This window comes from Clostridium puniceum, from assembly GCF_002006345.1.
GTDB lineage: Bacteria > Bacillota > Clostridia > Clostridiales > Clostridiaceae > Clostridium > Clostridium puniceum.
Genome location: NZ_LZZM01000184.1, coordinates 1 through 14,809, shown reverse-complemented (window position 1 = coordinate 14,809; position 14,809 = coordinate 1). Strand labels below are relative to the sequence as shown.

Sequence of the window (14,809 nt, the reverse complement as noted above, 5' to 3'; positions counted from 1 at the left end):
CGTTAATACTAAAATTCGCCATTTTCTATACAATCTCATTATTTTTATTTATGCATACAGTAAATGTAGTACCTTTATTTTCTTTGCTTTCTACATCTATAATTGCTGAGTGTAGCGTTAATATTTTCTTTACAAGAGTAAGACCAATTCCACTTCCCTCAATCTTATGCCTGCTTTTATCTCCACGATACATTCTTTCAAAAACATAAGGTAAATCTTCTTTTTTTATACCCATACCATTGTCTTTAATTTCAATGATAACAGAATTTACATCACTCCTAACATTAACCCATATACTTCCATTTATGTTGTTGAATTTAATTCCATTAGATATAAGATTTATAAATACTTGTTTTAATTTATCACAATCACCTAAAACCATATAATCTCTATCGTATTCCTTATTCATAATTAATTTTATATTTTTTTCATCTGCTGCAATATAAAAGTCACTAAGCACAGTTGAAAGAAGTTCTCCTATATTAACTAATCCTAAATTAAGTACTATTTCATCTGACTCCATTTGTTTTAATATATTTAAGTTGTTTAATAACTTACCAAATCTTATTACTTCATCATTTAAATTATTAAGCTTATCAGTTGTTACAGGTATTATTCCATCTATCATTGCTTCCAAATTATTCTGAAGTACATTTAGAGGAGTTCTTATTTCATGAGATATATCTGAAATAAGTCGCTTTCGTAGTAAATCCTGGCTATTTAATTTATCACCTAAAGAATTTATGCTCTCTGTTAAATTTTTTATTTCTTCAATGTTACTTTTAATATCTGATCTAGAATTATAATTTCCCTTAGATAAACTTACAGAAGTTTTTGAAACTGCTTTTATAGGCTCGGAAAATTGTTTTGATAAAAACAAGCTTATTACTGCTACTATTGCTAACGTTAATACACCACTAAATATAATACTCTTATTAATCTGAGACTTGAAGCTTATATCTTCTTGAGAAAATAAAACAGGTGAATATTGACCTATTATAATATATCCTACAGTTTTTCCATTTGCATTTATATCAAAAGTATTAGTATTATAAACTCCAGTTTCTTCTTTACCATTTACCATCATATGATTTTTATATTTTATATCCTCATGATTCATTTCCCAAACAACTTTTTTGTTTTCATCTAAAAGTGTTAAGCAATAATTGCTCATATACGCTTCATGCTTCATTTCTTCACCTGAAGTCGAAGTCCATCTACCATCACTTCTATAAATTTGTTGAAAATACTCTATCAATCTTGTGTTTCTTTTAGTTTGTATATTCTCCATATATTTATTAAAAGTATTTGTTATTGTCATATTTATAATCAAGACTGATAACAATACTGAAACTACAGAACAAAAAATTAAAATAAAACTTAAGCGCTCTCTAATATTTTGCTTCATATTTCATCACCAAATTTATAACCAACTTTGGTAACAGTAATTATGTATCTTGGAGACCTGCTGTCTTCTTCAATCTTCTTACGTAAATTCTTAATATGAACATCAATAATTCTATCAGAACCATCAAAATCAATGCCAAAAACTCTCTCTATTATGGCCTCTCTTGTGAATACTTTTCCTTTATTTGAGGCTAAAACATATAATATATCAAACTCATTGGAAGTTAAATTTATTTCCTCTCCATTTAACTTAACCGCTCTTTTATCACTATCAATTGTTAATTTACACTTATCAATTGACAGAACATTATTATTGCTTACACCAACTCTTCTAAAGAGAGCATTAACTCGAGCAGTAAGTTCCCTTGGACTTAATGGTTTTGTCAGATATTCATCAGCACCAATCTTTAATCCTTCAATTTTATCATTTAACGTACTTTTAGCAGTTAGCATAAATATATATACATCTGATATTCTTCTAAGTATATTACATACTTCCTCACCATCAATATCTGGAAGCATTAAATCTAAAATTACAAGATCAAATTTTTCTTTTCTAAAAATTTCAATTCCATTTAATCCATTTTCAGTAGAATAAACCCTATATCCCTCTTTTTCTAGATATGCCTTTAAAACTTCTGATACACTTTTTTCATCTTCAATTATTAAAATATTACCCATAATATACACTCCATATAATTTTTATATTAATATATTTAGTATTTTAACATAAACTTATGAATTTTATATGTAAAAAATAAATAGGAAGTTAATGAAAGACTTTTACATTAATAAATGCAAAAAGTCGATATCCCATCAATTTAATGGATATCGACTTTTAATTTTTATGGCATACCTTTATTAACTTATAAATCTTTTACGAACCTCTTCTAAACTCACATTTTTTAATGAATCTGTAACTTCTATTCCAGCAACAGCTACATTATTTTGAACTATAAGATATGTTCCACTATTAACTATATTAAATTCAACATTTACAATGCCTTTTTCACCTTTAAAACTAGTCACTTGAGCTCCAATGTCTGCATTTATTATTGAAAAACTTTGGCTTAGATTACCAAACTCATTAAGATCTATAGAAAGCTTTGTATCTATGCCTTTTTGCAAAACTATTACAAGTGGCTCAAATTCATAACCTGTTCCTTTTATATTTAAACTTTGAGTATTCCCAGAAATTTCAGCTCTCTTCACTAATCTATCAGTAGGGACTTTACTTAAATCGTCTCCGTATATACTTGGAGTTTGAGGCTCACTACTTGCACTTCCACCTGTGCAGCAGCTCATTCCACTACTTGGTGCTGGAATAGATGAATCTGCTTTAGATGTATCAACAGAATCAATATTATCTGTAACTTTTATTACACCTCTTATCATGCCCATCCAACAGCTAAAATTTATATCTTTGTCTTCTGGCGTAAATTCTATTATATTTTCTCCAGCTTTTAAAGTCTTTTGTATATTCAAAGAAGGTACTACTACTGCATTGTTACAAGAATTAAGCTGACTTCCTGTAATTATCCATTTAACAGGCTTATTTTTTTCAACATAAAATGCATTAGGAGTATAACCCTTGTTATCTGCAGTCATTCTTATTACTTGTACTCCATTTTCTATAGTTGGTTTTCCTACATTAGCTGTAGATGCCTGAGCTTCGCTTCCTGAAATACTTTGAGCTAATGTATTCAAATTCGGAACTCCAATCCCAGCAAGAGCAAATCCTCTATTTCCCATTATTATTCCAAGTATTATTACTAAAAATCCACTAAACTTTAAAAGCTGCTTTGTATAACCCTTGCTTAAAATACCTGATATAGCCCCAAATAATAGCATTAAAGGAACTGTTCCGAGTGAAAATAAAAACATTGATATTGCTCCCGATATTGCACTACCTGTACCTAATGCATAAAGCTGCATTGTTTGCAAAGGTCCACATGGCATTAATCCATTTAATATTCCCACTAAGAAAGGAGCCTTAGGTTTATTCTTTACTTTGCATGAAGACCAAGGCAATTTAATATTAAATTTTCTAAACAGAGAAAATCCAGACATATTTAGTCCCATTATTACCATAAATAATCCTGCGAATATTTGAAGTCCTGCTTTTACATTAAGGGATAGTGATAGTACAGAACCTAAAGCTCCAACAATACCACCAATAATTGTGTACGAAGTTACTCTTCCAGCATTATATAAAATTGCAGGCATTAAATTCTTAACTTCATTTTGCTTTTCTATTACAATATTGTTTTTAGATACACTTTGTGTAAGCATAATTCCCCCACACATACCAACACAATGAATAGATGTAAGCATGCCTACAACAAATAATACAAAGTAAGATGCATTATTTAGCTGAGCACTCATATCAAATCCAGACGTAGAGTTACCAATTAATAAAATAGCTGAAACTAAAAGAAAAAATCCAGCAAATTTAATGTTGTTTGAATTCTTAGTGCTATAGCCAGCTTTATTAATAGTTTCCGTTAACTGTTCCTTAGTGCAAATATTATCGTCATATTCAACAATTACGTTTTGAGCACTATAACTGGCCATTGCATTTATAACTCCAGAAACTTTCTTTAGTGCTTTTTCTACTCTTTCTTCACAAGAAGTACATGTCATGTCATAAACTTTAATAATCTCTCTCTTAATGCTCATAGTTCCCTCCACCTAATTACTCGATTTTATTCTAGTAATATATATTTTATATTATAATTCACTTCTATCATATAGTCATTATAATAAAAAGTTATGAAGATTTTATGAGGATATAAAAGATTAAAATAGCAACACTAAACTTTTCATTCTATTCTTTTAAAAAACTAATCTATGTGTTTTAATTAATATAACTATTAAAACTTACCTATACAAATTTAATAAAAGAAGTATTTTACAACATAAAAATAAGATAATCATTTATATCTATGATTAAAGCTGCCTTAACAGAATTTTAAATTCATTATAAAGCAGCTCATTAATTTACTTATCATTCTTATTTCTTACAGGCTTATATGATCCCGTTTTATCTTCGGGATCAATATAAGCATAATCACCATTTGGAGTTTTTTTCAATCCAAGTGAAGCCATTTGTTTTTTAGTATTCTTACGTTTATTCGCCATAAATATCACTCCTTCTATATTTTAGGATTTCCATATATATCGAATTAATGCATAACTGAAAAATTAATTACTTAATTGATTGTTTGAATAACCAATCAATTACTTTTGTATTTTCATAAGTATTAACCCATGCAAAATGTCCTATTGGTTTTATAGTTCCAGCTTCGTATTCAGTATATTTTACTGAATTTCCTCCTGCTTTTTTAATAGCTATTAGCACCATTCATTATTCCAAATGGGTATTCCTTTGCATATGTAAAGAAATCTTCTTTATATATTGCTAGTCCTGTTTCATCCTCTAATATTTCACTATATTTTTCAAATGCATTCTCTCCATCTAATTCTGAAAGTATATTTTCGTTAGCTTCTGTAACATTAAAAGGTCCCTTTAATATATTCCATCCATGCTCAACTACTATTTTATTTTCCGAATTAATAATGCATAAATATAAACTATCAACATATATTCCATCATTATCAAATATACACGGCTTATGATTTAAATTATAAAATCCAGCGCCTCCGCCTAAATATTTAACTTTATTACCTAACTTATCATATACTGTATCTATTAATTCCTTAAATCTACTTGAAAGGCCATCTGCAATTACTAAAGCTATATAATTTTCATTCTTATCTAATTCTTTATTAAATCTCATTAAATTTGGCAATACTATTGAACAATAAACTGGTTTAACCTTATTTACAATATATCCCTTTGATAGGCTTCTATCACCTACTAATAGTTTGGAATAAATCCCACCAAAAAATAATATATTTTTTGAATTTAAGAAATTCATCATATCTTGTACTTCTTTTTCACAGCCATCTCCAACATAAATCATTAATCTTTCATCACTACCTATAGATAGATCATCAACATAATACTTTAAATCATTTAATGTGCTTAAATACATATTATGACCCTCTCATAAATTTATACAATTTGCACTACCCATACATTAATTATATTACTATATAATGCTATTATAAACATTTACTTACATAAATAAGTTGATGAAATTTCATAACTATGTTATTGTTACAAACTCTTCTATAATTTCTTTTCCATACACCAAAACTGGCCTTTTCTAAAAGTTATAATACCTCTTTGCTCATAGCTATTTTTCAAATATAATCTACATGCATTAGAATTATTAGTAAATACATCTAAACGTATAGATTCATATTTGTTAACTTTGCCAAATTCTTCAGCATATTTTATAAGTGTTGTCGCAATTCCTTTACCTTTATATTTTGGATTAACGCATAATCTATTTATAATTAAATTTTTATTTGTATCATACTTCCATTTTATTGTTTCATATTCCTTCTCTTGAAAGTCATTTAAAACAATAAGGCCTTTATAATATTTTCTTCATAATATGTATATAAGTTCCAATTAAGAAAGTTCATAATTTAGTCGCTTGTCCAATCACTCTAATATAGAAATTAAATCTTAATGAACAAAATTTTTTAGAACATATATATATTTCCTTCAAAAATATCTTTATTTATTACATCTTCATTTGGATAAATATTATCTCCTTGAAATATCTCTTGTGATTCCATATCAATAATAGATTCTCTAATTATATCTATTATTGCCTGAACATCTTCACCTTTTCCTCTTTGAATAATCATTGCTAAATTTCCATCCTTTTTATAAATATATGTCTTAAAGAATAATTTTAAATATTTTTCTCTTTCTCTCAAATAATCTATTATCGCTGATGTTTTAATACACTCCTATTTCTTTCCCTAAACGATTATACATAGAAAATACTACTTTATTTGTACATGGAAAAATTCATTATCATGCCATCTAATGAATTTTTCCAAATCTATATATGATATTCCAATTGTTACTGTATTAATATTAGGATGAAAATTCAATATCTTCTCATTTACCAATTCACTATCAATTAAAACTACTACTTCTCTATTAACATCATTAATTATACCAAAAGGTGTAACTGAACCAGATGCAAGTTTTAGCTTTTCAAATAACTTTTCCTCTAGTGCAAATGATAAACGTGTACTTCCAATTCCTTTAGCTAGAGATTTTAGATTTATACTTTTATCCTCATCTAAGATTACAATATAATTAATATCTCCCTTGCCATTTTTAAGGAAAAGATTTTTGCACTTCTTTCCTAAAATTGATATATCTAATTCCTTTCCTTCATTAACAGTATGTATTGGTTTATGTTCATATCTGACATATTTAATTTTTAATGAATTTAAAGTATCGTATACTTCTTGTTCTTCTTTTTGAATCATTTTCATTTCAACTCCATTTATAAAACTAACATCTGATTAATTCTGATTTTATATTATATGGATTTCTTATACTTTACAATTCTTTATATTTTTCTATGTTTATCAATTATCCATTATTTATATTTGTTAAACGATCTATTATATTAATTAACTTGTTTAATAAATATAAATAATCTATTAACTTTAACTATATAATCATTTAACTCTGATTCTAAAATACTAAATTTCTTTTTATTACAGTCAATTTCTGCTAAAGCGCCATATGGTAAACGTGTCATTGATTCAGTACGTCCAAAATTCATATTCTATAAGACCAATAATTGAGATTAATCACTTATACCATCTTTTCTATTTTTTATTGTATGCAAAATAGTTGAGAACTTTAGATTGATATTCTCTAAGCTCAATAATTTTATTTTCATCATTGAATTTAATCCATGAAACTCCATTAAACCCATTAATTTTACCATCATATTCACATTCAAAATACCAGTCACATACACAATTTTCTCCGTTATGTAAAAATTTATTTATATTCCAAATTAAAACACTACCATAGTCTTGCCACTCTTTAAACCATTTTTGAATTTGAACTAATCCGTCATAAGCAGGACCATAACATTCTATGTATTTTGCATTTATAGCAAATACCTTTTCTAAAATAGAACCATCTTTATTAATCCATGAATCAAGTATTCTTTTATAATTATCTCTCGATATTTCATTATATATCTCCATCTCTTATTTCAATTTCTGTACCTTCTGGAGCTTTAATTTTGAATAAATAACCATTTTCAACTTTATAAATTGTTTTCCCATTTTTTATCTTAAACTTGTTATATCCTAATTCTATTATACTATTAAATTCTTCTTGTACATTTTCTACTAAAAAACACATATGTACTATTCCTTCATTTGATTTATTCCACTTATTTAACTTTTCTTCTTTCTTAGCCGTTTGCAACTCAATCATGAATGTATCTAATTTTAACCAAGTATTAAAATCTCTATTATGAAAGTTTTTAGTTTCTTGTACAACTTCAAAGCCTAAAATTTTAGTATAAAATTCTAAAGATTGCTTATAATTATTAGTTTGAATGCATACATGATGCATCATCTTTATTCCCATAATTTCATCTCCAGACTACTTCAAATTCTTCACAAACAATTCTCATATTTTCATCACCTTCTTTAAAAATATGCTCCTCTGTCACTTGATTAAATTTAGCAGTATATAATTTTTTATATTAATTAATTATGAAAAATTATAACATATCTTCTAGGTTTATTGCACATACTTTTATTAATTCACTTTATACATACCATATTTTCTTTTTTTATTTATATCTACATACTTTCTATACAGCTATAAATATAATATTTTTCTATTATTTTTATGAATTATTAATTATTTTTAACACCTTGTTATTATATATATAATTCTAAATTTATTTATATATATTTTTTTAGATATTTGGCTATTTTTTTGCTAAACAAGAAATATTATAGAGATGAAATTTTCAGAATATTCATTTATATTATAAGTATAGTAATTAAAGTTAAGAAGAAGTTGTTAAAGAATATTTAACAATAACAAATTGGAGGGATTATTATGAATAACAAGTCACATTTTACTAACGTATTGAGATTTATTTCTAGTGCATTATTTTCCAATATAGACTATGTATATGATGCAAACCGTGGTAATTCTGCAGTTCATGATAATTATGATATAACAGACACTACTGAACTAAGATTAATATCATCAAGAAGAACATTTTTATAATATATTTAATATAAATAGAAAGTCCCTCGGAATTTCAAAGAAATTTTTGAGGGACTTTTGCTATTTTACATAAAAAATTAAAATTCTGAAATTGTTAATAATTCTACTTTTTCTTTTGACATATAAATTCCTTAGGCTTTCTTTCTCCATTCAAATTTCATTACTTCTTATCTCTTGTTCTATTTAAAGTATATCAAATTAAATATGACAGCAGTAGGTCTTATTTAGAAATTCACAACATCGACTTTTTCTACATCTTTTATAAATAAATAAGAACTAATTACTCCTATAATTGCAAAAATAATTGGAATTATAATAATGCTGCTTAAGTTATGTCCTTTATTACCATTGTTTAATACACTTATTAATATAACGGATGTTAAGATTGTAGAAGATCTAGATTTTCTTAAGATTCCTACATATACAGGAATTAAACTTATAAATGAATAAATAAAAGAATATAAAGCAATATTAATTAAATTGGGCAATAAAATATCCATAGTTAAGGACTCACTAATAAAATTTATAAAAACATTTAAAATGAGCAAACTAAAAGTGATAAAAATGTTTGATATTATCATAGCTATAAAAGTAAACATTACTACAAGAAATAACTTTGCTATCATAAGTTTCTTTCTATTTACAGGATAAATAAATAAGATGTTTATTGTTTTATTTTTATATTCACTAATTATTAATTTTGAAATTAAAACTGATGAAAAAATCAAAAAAGTAATTCTTACAAAAGTACCAATACTCCCAAATATATCATCCCATCTGCTAAAAATTATTTCATTATTAGCTTTTGTTACAAAGATAGACAATAATAAACTTGCAAGAATAATCAAATTAGCAATTATAGCACCTTTTAAATTACCTTTTATTTTAAACTTCTTAATTTCTAATTGAATTAATTTAAACATTTTATTTCCCTCCATTTAAAAGATTCAAGAAATAATCTTCTAGTGTATTATTTTTCCTACTTATGGCTTCAATTTCAATCTCCTTCAAAATTAAAACTTTCGAAATATCCTTTTGAGAGAACTTTAAATCATATATTCTTATTAAAGCATTATCTATAATTTTAAAATTAGAAATATGCAAATCATTTTCTAAAATAAAGGCTGCTTTTATACAATCTTTTGTAACTATTTCTATATACTCTGTATTGTTTTTCCTAATGCTTTCCATAGAAACTTCTTTTATTAAACTTCCATTATTTATTATCCCTATAGTATCAACTACTTGTTCTATTTCGCCTAAAATATGACTGGATATTAAAATTGTTATATTGTATTCTTTATTTAACATTTTTAATATATCCCTCATTTCCTTAATTCCAAGTGGATCAAGACCATTTATTGGTTCATCAAGTATTAATAACTCTGGTTTAGTTATAATTGCCCTTGCAATTCCAAGCCTTTGTTTCATTCCTAGTGAAAAATCTTTAACTTGTTTATTGTCTATCCCCTTTAAATTAACCAAGTCTAATGCGTTATCAATAGCACTTTTATCATAATACCCCATATATTCACAATGAATTTCCAAATTTTCTCTGCCAGTTAATTTATCATAAAATACAGGATATTCAATAATACTTCCAATTCTTTTTAAAGTTTCATACGATTTATTATTAAGTTTTTCACCAAAAATCTCGATTTCTCCTATACTTGGCTTAATAAGATTTACTGTCATCTTCATAATTGTAGTTTTACCTGCCCCATTTGGCCCTAAGAAACCATATATTTCTCCTTTTTTTACATTCATATTTACATTTGCTATAACTTCTTTATCCTTATATTTTTTTGATAGATTTGTCGTTCTTAATATATACTCCATCTGAAAGCCCTCTTTTCTTTATTAACTGTAATTTTATATTATAAATTTATTTCTTCCAATACCATTTAGGAAACATAATAGACAATGCTATAAAAATTGGACAAGAAATGGTTCCATAAGCAGTACTTATAGCATAATAAGCACTTGTAGAAACTGAATAAAATAATATAATTTTCAAAACTGCATGACTTATATTCACAAATCCCCATAATACAGTTAGTATCTTCCAAGCTGATTTATATTTTGGACGTTTTTTTAATTCTTCTGAAGCATTTTTTAAATAACTTTGTTCAACTACTACTTGGATTAAGCTTTTCTTAAAAAACAAAGATCCAAAAAAAATTAAAGCCACTAAAATATCTTGTATTATAGGAGATATTAAATAAAATGTAGCATTTTGTGAAATAACAGTCCCAATTAACCCTATTCCAGAAAAAATAACACTGATCAAAGCAAGTGCGTTAATTTTACGTTCTTTTATAAAATTAACTAAAACTACACCTATGCTCCATACCCCAGATAATATTATTCCATCTATAGTCATTCCATGGTCATTAAATATATAAAATATTATTATAGGTATAATGGCACTTACAATAAAATCCTTATTAAATATATTTTTTAATACTGAATATTTTTTATTTACTAATTTTTCCATAATATAATTTCTCCTATTCTCCCCAATTTTCATTGGCATTCTTCATATAAATCTCAGGATCAATTACCTCTTTATCAAGTATCTCCTGAGTTTCAGTCTTTATATATCCTAAATTTATAATTTCATTTCCTGCACTTCTTAATGCATGGAAAAATGGTTCATACATTGTCTTTAGATCATCATTAAATTTAATAGCACCAAGCACGCCACCTTGTCCACATAAAATAGCTGCTGCTAAATTTCCTTTTGTCATAACCTTAAAAGTCTCTAAAATTCCTGAAAAATTATACTTTCCAGGAAAACCACAATTAGAGATTAATACAGTCTTGGCAGGTGACTTTTTTTCATAACGTTTAGTATGAGAATATTGATCACCAACTTTAATTATGTCTTTTGTGGCTAGTGGAAGCTTACGATCCATAAAATCTTTCATAAGTCCAGTAACAGTATAAATATATAACGGTGTAGCATAGACCACTATTTCTGCTTCTGTTACTTTTTCAAGTAATTCCTCCATATCATCCTTATGAATGCATTTTCCTGGAGTTTTTATCCAACAAGTAAAACATCCACTACAATGCTTTATATTTTTGTCTTTAAGATAAATTGTTTCTATTTCTGCTCCTTCTTCCTCGCAACCTTTAAGGAACGGTTTTAAAAGAACCTCCGTATTTCCATTTTCTCCTCTTGGACTGCCATTAATAGCTAAAACTTTCATCTAATAATCTCCTCTTTTCATTATTAATTATATTTTTATACTATAATACCAATCTCTCTTTTTCATTAATCAAATCTTACTTATTTCTTAAGTAAAAAAATAAGATGCTTTTTAAATTTAAGCATCTTATATAATTTAGTATTTAATTCGCTTTAATTTATAAGTAAAACTAGTTTTTTCATAAGGTTTACTCTCAAGAAAAATTTCTCCGCTTAATTTATTAACAAGCCTTTTAGTTATTGTAAGTCCTAATCCACTTCCTTGATATAACCTGTTCCTTGAATCTTCAAGGGTATACATACGTTCAAATACTTTTTCAATATTAATTTCATCTATTCCTTTGCCTTTATCACAAATCTCTACATATGTAAAATTATCATCATAACTTAAATTCAAACCTATATACTTACCATCATTTCCATACTTAATAGCATTAGAAATTAAATTATTCATTATTCTATCTAAAGCTTCCAAATTACCAAGGGCATAAATAGTCACATCTGGAATTTGAATATCTACTTGAAATCCTTTAATTGTTAAATTATCATAGAAATCCAATATATTTTTTCTACAAACTTCATTCATATTAACCCTTGTTAAAGAAACTTCTTTATCTCCAGATTCTAGCTTGGCCAAATCAAAAAACTTATTTATAAGATCAATTACTTCATGTGTTTTCTTATGAACCTTAGAAATCAACATCTTTCCGTCTTCTTTTGAGATATCCTCATCTAATTTCATGGTTTCAATATATCCAAGTACCACTGTAAGTGGAGTTTTTAAATCATGAGAAATATTAGAAAGCATTTTATTCATAGACATTTCTTTTTTTTTATAATCTGCAAATACCTTTTGACTAAAATCTAAAAGATTGTTAATAACCACAAGTAATTCTCTAAGCTCTTTATCATCAGTAACAACTAAGAGTTTTTCGGAATTAGCTTCGCTTATAATTGTCTTTAATTTATTTTGTATATATTTTAAATTATTACTTCTTTCTCTTCTAGACATATACTGTATAATTATTATGATAATTAAAATAATAATAACCATCAATAATAATAAAATAGTCATTTAATTTCCCTCCAACTTATAGCCAATACCCCATAGAGTCTTTATATATTGTGGATTTGATGGATCATCCTCTATCTTTTCTCTTAATCTTCGCATATGAACATTGATTACATTTTCATCTCCATAATACTCTTCTTTCCAAACAAAACTATAAATTTGTGCTTTAGTAAATACTCTATTGAAATTATTTATAAATAATTTCAATATTTCAAATTCCTTAGATGTCAGCCGTACAGGATGTCCATTTTTAATAACCAAGAAATTATCTAAATCAATAGTAAGATTGCCAATTTTTATAGGTACATTTTTTTCAGTTTTTTGATTTCCTAAATATTTAGTTGATCTCCTAATTCCGGCCTTAATCCTAGCAGAAATTTCAATCATAGAAAAAGGCTTAGTAATATAATCATCAGCACCTAGCCCTAGACCTATAGCCTTATAAACATCATTGTCTTTTGCAGACATAATTAAAATAGGAATTGAACTTTTTTCCCTAATTAATTTAATAGTTTCCATTCCATCCAGCTTAGGCATCATTAAATCAAGAACTATTAAGTCAAAATTATCATTTAAATATTTAACAATTCCCTCTTCACCATCAAATGCCGTCACGACTAAAAACCCATCCTTTGTTAAGTAATTCTTAACCATTTCACTAATAGCTATATCATCTTCAATAATTAAAATTTTATTGTTCATAATTATAAGTACTCCTATTTATAAATTCATAATATCACATCCAATTTTACCATATAAAAGTTATGAAATGGAGTATCAAATTATAATTCATAGTGACCTTTCTTACTAAAGTGATATTGGTTTTACTTTAGTAAAATTAATAGCCGCTGGAAATAATAAAATTCATTGCTTAGATTTAGATTTTAATGATTTAAAATCATGTAATGATAAATTTGTTGCCCATGACCATGAAATTCAGTTTGAAATGCTTGATTATCGTAAAATTAAAGAACTTGTTATTGGTGGTAGAGATATTTTATCCAATCTTATTGTTAATGAAAATATATTAGAACATCAAATTTTTGCAGATTTGCTTATGGCATTAATGCATTTAAGAGATGAAATACTATTTATACAACACAAATAACTCATTCATGATGACTGTATTCATATTAAGGGCGATTTTATAAGAGTGTACAAGGCCTCAACAGTGTATTTCTCATTTAAAACATTTTTATCCGTATTAATATAACAGTGCAATCAAATTTAACCCTTTTCTAGTTAATAATTAAAGTCTAATAAATTGATTCTAAAGTATTAATTGAAATTGTTAATAATCTTCACATTTTAAGAATAAAAATAAGATATATCTTTTATATATAATAATTAGTATTTCAAAGAAGCTAATTCTTGTGAACACTAATTTAGTTTTCAACTTATCTTTATTATTATCTTAATATAACTGATTTATATAAAGTTGCTTAAATTTTTATACTTTCTTAAACATGAAAAAAGATAGTCATTATAACTATCTTTTTTGTTTACCTCGCAACGTCCTACTCTGCCACACAGTCACCCGTGCAGTACCATCGGCGCTATAGACCTTAACTGTCCTGTTCGGAATGGGGAGGAGTGTTACCTCTATGCCATCATCACGAGATGCTAGTTCAATCTAAATTTCTGATTTAGCTAAATGAACTATATTCAGCGAACGAATATAAGTCGAATTTCCTTAAAAACTCTAGTTCATCGCTTATACTATTTTTTCATCAAACAAACTTTGTTCTCTGAAAATTGCACATAACTTTTAATGTATACTTACAACTTGATTATATATTGGTCAAGCCCTCGACCTATTAGTATCAGTCAGCTAAATATGTTACCATACTTACACCTCTGACCTATCAACCTTGTAGTCTTCAAGGGGTCTTACTAGCTTACGCTA

The 14,809-nt window shown here is 26.4% G+C and carries 20 protein-coding genes and 2 rRNA genes; 2 read left to right on the top strand and 20 right to left on the bottom strand.

The annotated features are described in order from the left end of the window. Positions 1-25: 25 nt before the first annotated feature. From CLPUN_RS16060 to CLPUN_RS16020, 12 genes are all read right to left on the bottom strand, one after another. Positions 26-1,408, bottom strand: a complete 1,383-nt coding sequence (locus tag CLPUN_RS16060; protein WP_077848260.1) for a HAMP domain-containing sensor histidine kinase — start codon at positions 1,406-1,408, stop codon at positions 26-28. Next, positions 1,405-2,088 carry a response regulator transcription factor gene (locus CLPUN_RS16055; protein ID WP_077848259.1) on the bottom strand — a complete coding sequence of 228 codons (684 nt, stop codon included), beginning with the start codon at positions 2,086-2,088 and terminating at the stop codon, positions 1,405-1,407. Before CLPUN_RS16055 ends, CLPUN_RS16060 begins: the two co-directional genes overlap by 4 nt. A 180-nt stretch (positions 2,089-2,268) precedes the next feature. After that, positions 2,269-4,086: an urease accessory protein UreH domain-containing protein gene (locus CLPUN_RS16050; RefSeq protein WP_077848258.1), complete on the bottom strand. Its 1,818-nt coding sequence runs from the start codon at positions 4,084-4,086 to the stop codon at positions 2,269-2,271. A 321-nt stretch (positions 4,087-4,407) separates the two neighbouring features. Then, positions 4,408-4,548 (bottom strand): hypothetical protein, encoded by a 141-nt coding sequence (locus CLPUN_RS28155; RefSeq protein ID WP_198944355.1) that lies wholly within the window; start codon positions 4,546-4,548, stop codon positions 4,408-4,410. 67 nt (positions 4,549-4,615) lie between these two features. Beyond that, the gene (locus CLPUN_RS27710) at positions 4,616-4,771 is read right to left on the bottom strand and encodes a hypothetical protein (protein WP_158078785.1); all 156 of its coding nucleotides are present in this window, start codon (positions 4,769-4,771) and stop codon (positions 4,616-4,618) included. Next, positions 4,752-5,465 (bottom strand): FIST N-terminal domain-containing protein, encoded by a 714-nt coding sequence (locus CLPUN_RS16045; protein ID WP_242954157.1) that lies wholly within the window; start codon positions 5,463-5,465, stop codon positions 4,752-4,754. The genes CLPUN_RS27710 and CLPUN_RS16045 overlap by 20 nt, the downstream gene beginning before the upstream one ends. Positions 5,466-5,602: 137 nt before the next feature. Beyond that, positions 5,603-5,830 (bottom strand): GNAT family N-acetyltransferase, encoded by a 228-nt coding sequence (locus tag CLPUN_RS16040; RefSeq protein ID WP_242954159.1) that lies wholly within the window; start codon positions 5,828-5,830, stop codon positions 5,603-5,605. 194 nt (positions 5,831-6,024) lie between these two features. Then, positions 6,025-6,264, bottom strand: a complete 240-nt coding sequence (locus CLPUN_RS27705; RefSeq protein WP_077848257.1) for a hypothetical protein — start codon at positions 6,262-6,264, stop codon at positions 6,025-6,027. 69 nt (positions 6,265-6,333) lie between these two features. Further along, positions 6,334-6,831, bottom strand: a complete 498-nt coding sequence (locus tag CLPUN_RS16030) for a prolyl-tRNA synthetase associated domain-containing protein (RefSeq protein WP_077848256.1) — start codon at positions 6,829-6,831, stop codon at positions 6,334-6,336. A gap of 143 nt (positions 6,832-6,974) precedes the next feature. Next, complete coding sequence (locus CLPUN_RS28150; RefSeq protein WP_198944354.1) at positions 6,975-7,133, bottom strand: hypothetical protein; 159 nt, start codon at positions 7,131-7,133, stop codon at positions 6,975-6,977. 46 nt (positions 7,134-7,179) lie between these two features. Then, the gene (locus CLPUN_RS16025) at positions 7,180-7,569 is read right to left on the bottom strand and encodes a SnoaL-like polyketide cyclase (RefSeq protein WP_077848255.1); all 390 of its coding nucleotides are present in this window, start codon (positions 7,567-7,569) and stop codon (positions 7,180-7,182) included. Then, the gene (locus CLPUN_RS16020) at positions 7,556-7,960 is read right to left on the bottom strand and encodes a VOC family protein (RefSeq protein WP_077848254.1); all 405 of its coding nucleotides are present in this window, start codon (positions 7,958-7,960) and stop codon (positions 7,556-7,558) included. Before CLPUN_RS16020 ends, CLPUN_RS16025 begins: the two co-directional genes overlap by 14 nt. 483 nt (positions 7,961-8,443) lie before the next feature. Here CLPUN_RS16020 and CLPUN_RS28145 point away from each other — a divergent pair, with 483 nt between their 5' ends. Further along, the gene (locus CLPUN_RS28145; protein WP_198944353.1) at positions 8,444-8,617 is read left to right on the top strand and encodes a hypothetical protein; all 174 of its coding nucleotides are present in this window, start codon (positions 8,444-8,446) and stop codon (positions 8,615-8,617) included. 224 nt (positions 8,618-8,841) lie between these two features. On the opposite strand, the gene CLPUN_RS16015 is transcribed toward CLPUN_RS28145, so the two are convergent. From CLPUN_RS16015 to CLPUN_RS15990, 6 genes are all read right to left on the bottom strand, one after another. Next, on the bottom strand, positions 8,842-9,540 hold the full coding sequence (locus tag CLPUN_RS16015) for an ABC transporter permease (protein WP_077848253.1): 699 nt from the start codon (positions 9,538-9,540) through the stop codon (positions 8,842-8,844). Position 9,541: 1 nt separating this feature from the next. Further along, positions 9,542-10,456 carry an ABC transporter ATP-binding protein gene (locus CLPUN_RS16010; protein ID WP_077848252.1) on the bottom strand — a complete coding sequence of 305 codons (915 nt, stop codon included), beginning with the start codon at positions 10,454-10,456 and terminating at the stop codon, positions 9,542-9,544. Between the two features lie 46 nt (positions 10,457-10,502). Next, positions 10,503-11,114, bottom strand: coding sequence for a VC0807 family protein (locus CLPUN_RS16005; RefSeq protein WP_077848251.1), 612 nt, complete (start codon positions 11,112-11,114; stop codon positions 10,503-10,505). A gap of 13 nt (positions 11,115-11,127) precedes the next feature. Next, positions 11,128-11,832 carry a flavodoxin family protein gene (locus CLPUN_RS16000; protein WP_077848250.1) on the bottom strand — a complete coding sequence of 235 codons (705 nt, stop codon included), beginning with the start codon at positions 11,830-11,832 and terminating at the stop codon, positions 11,128-11,130. A 135-nt stretch (positions 11,833-11,967) separates the two neighbouring features. Beyond that, complete coding sequence (locus CLPUN_RS15995) at positions 11,968-12,906, bottom strand: sensor histidine kinase (protein ID WP_077848249.1); 939 nt, start codon at positions 12,904-12,906, stop codon at positions 11,968-11,970. Continuing rightward, positions 12,907-13,605, bottom strand: coding sequence for a response regulator transcription factor (locus tag CLPUN_RS15990; RefSeq protein WP_077848248.1), 699 nt, complete (start codon positions 13,603-13,605; stop codon positions 12,907-12,909). A gap of 244 nt (positions 13,606-13,849) precedes the next feature. Between CLPUN_RS15990 and CLPUN_RS27700 the strand changes: the two genes are divergently transcribed. Then, positions 13,850-14,011: a hypothetical protein gene (locus CLPUN_RS27700; protein ID WP_158078784.1), complete on the top strand. Its 162-nt coding sequence runs from the start codon at positions 13,850-13,852 to the stop codon at positions 14,009-14,011. A gap of 396 nt (positions 14,012-14,407) precedes the next feature. On the opposite strand, the gene rrf is transcribed toward CLPUN_RS27700, so the two are convergent. Then, positions 14,408-14,524, bottom strand: a 5S ribosomal RNA gene (rrf, locus tag CLPUN_RS15985). A gap of 176 nt (positions 14,525-14,700) precedes the next feature. Further along, positions 14,701-14,809, bottom strand: a 23S ribosomal RNA gene (locus CLPUN_RS15980); the annotation flags it as partial.

Bases quoted from the DNA above. Each gene is read 5' to 3' on its own strand.
- CLPUN_RS28150 (WP_198944354.1), bottom strand. From the start codon at position 7,133: ATGAATTTTGGACGTACTGAATCAATGACACGTTTACCATATGGCGCT.
- CLPUN_RS16010 (WP_077848252.1), bottom strand. From the start codon at position 10,456: ATGGAGTATATATTAAGAACGACAAATCTATCAAAAAAATATAAGGAT.
- CLPUN_RS16050 (WP_077848258.1), bottom strand. From the start codon at position 4,086: ATGAGCATTAAGAGAGAGATTATTAAAGTTTATGACATGACATGTACT.
- CLPUN_RS16000 (WP_077848250.1), bottom strand. From the start codon at position 11,832: ATGAAAGTTTTAGCTATTAATGGCAGTCCAAGAGGAGAAAATGGAAAT.
- CLPUN_RS28155 (WP_198944355.1), bottom strand. From the start codon at position 4,548: ATGGCGAATAAACGTAAGAATACTAAAAAACAAATGGCTTCACTTGGA.
- CLPUN_RS16055 (WP_077848259.1), bottom strand. From the start codon at position 2,088: ATGGGTAATATTTTAATAATTGAAGATGAAAAAAGTGTATCAGAAGTT.
- CLPUN_RS16015 (WP_077848253.1), bottom strand. From the start codon at position 9,540: ATGTTTAAATTAATTCAATTAGAAATTAAGAAGTTTAAAATAAAAGGT.
- CLPUN_RS16045 (WP_242954157.1), bottom strand. From the start codon at position 5,465: ATGTATTTAAGCACATTAAATGATTTAAAGTATTATGTTGATGATCTA.
- CLPUN_RS16005 (WP_077848251.1), bottom strand. From the start codon at position 11,114: ATGGAAAAATTAGTAAATAAAAAATATTCAGTATTAAAAAATATATTT.
- CLPUN_RS16060 (WP_077848260.1), bottom strand. From the start codon at position 1,408: ATGAAGCAAAATATTAGAGAGCGCTTAAGTTTTATTTTAATTTTTTGT.
- CLPUN_RS15995 (WP_077848249.1), bottom strand. From the start codon at position 12,906: ATGACTATTTTATTATTATTGATGGTTATTATTATTTTAATTATCATA.
- CLPUN_RS15990 (WP_077848248.1), bottom strand. From the start codon at position 13,605: ATGAACAATAAAATTTTAATTATTGAAGATGATATAGCTATTAGTGAA.
- CLPUN_RS27700 (WP_158078784.1), top strand. From the start codon at position 13,850: ATGCTTGATTATCGTAAAATTAAAGAACTTGTTATTGGTGGTAGAGAT.
- CLPUN_RS28145 (WP_198944353.1), top strand. From the start codon at position 8,444: ATGAATAACAAGTCACATTTTACTAACGTATTGAGATTTATTTCTAGT.
- CLPUN_RS16020 (WP_077848254.1), bottom strand. From the start codon at position 7,960: ATGGGAATAAAGATGATGCATCATGTATGCATTCAAACTAATAATTAT.
- CLPUN_RS16030 (WP_077848256.1), bottom strand. From the start codon at position 6,831: ATGATTCAAAAAGAAGAACAAGAAGTATACGATACTTTAAATTCATTA.
- CLPUN_RS16025 (WP_077848255.1), bottom strand. From the start codon at position 7,569: ATGGAGATATATAATGAAATATCGAGAGATAATTATAAAAGAATACTT.
- CLPUN_RS27710 (WP_158078785.1), bottom strand. From the start codon at position 4,771: ATGGTGCTAATAGCTATTAAAAAAGCAGGAGGAAATTCAGTAAAATAT.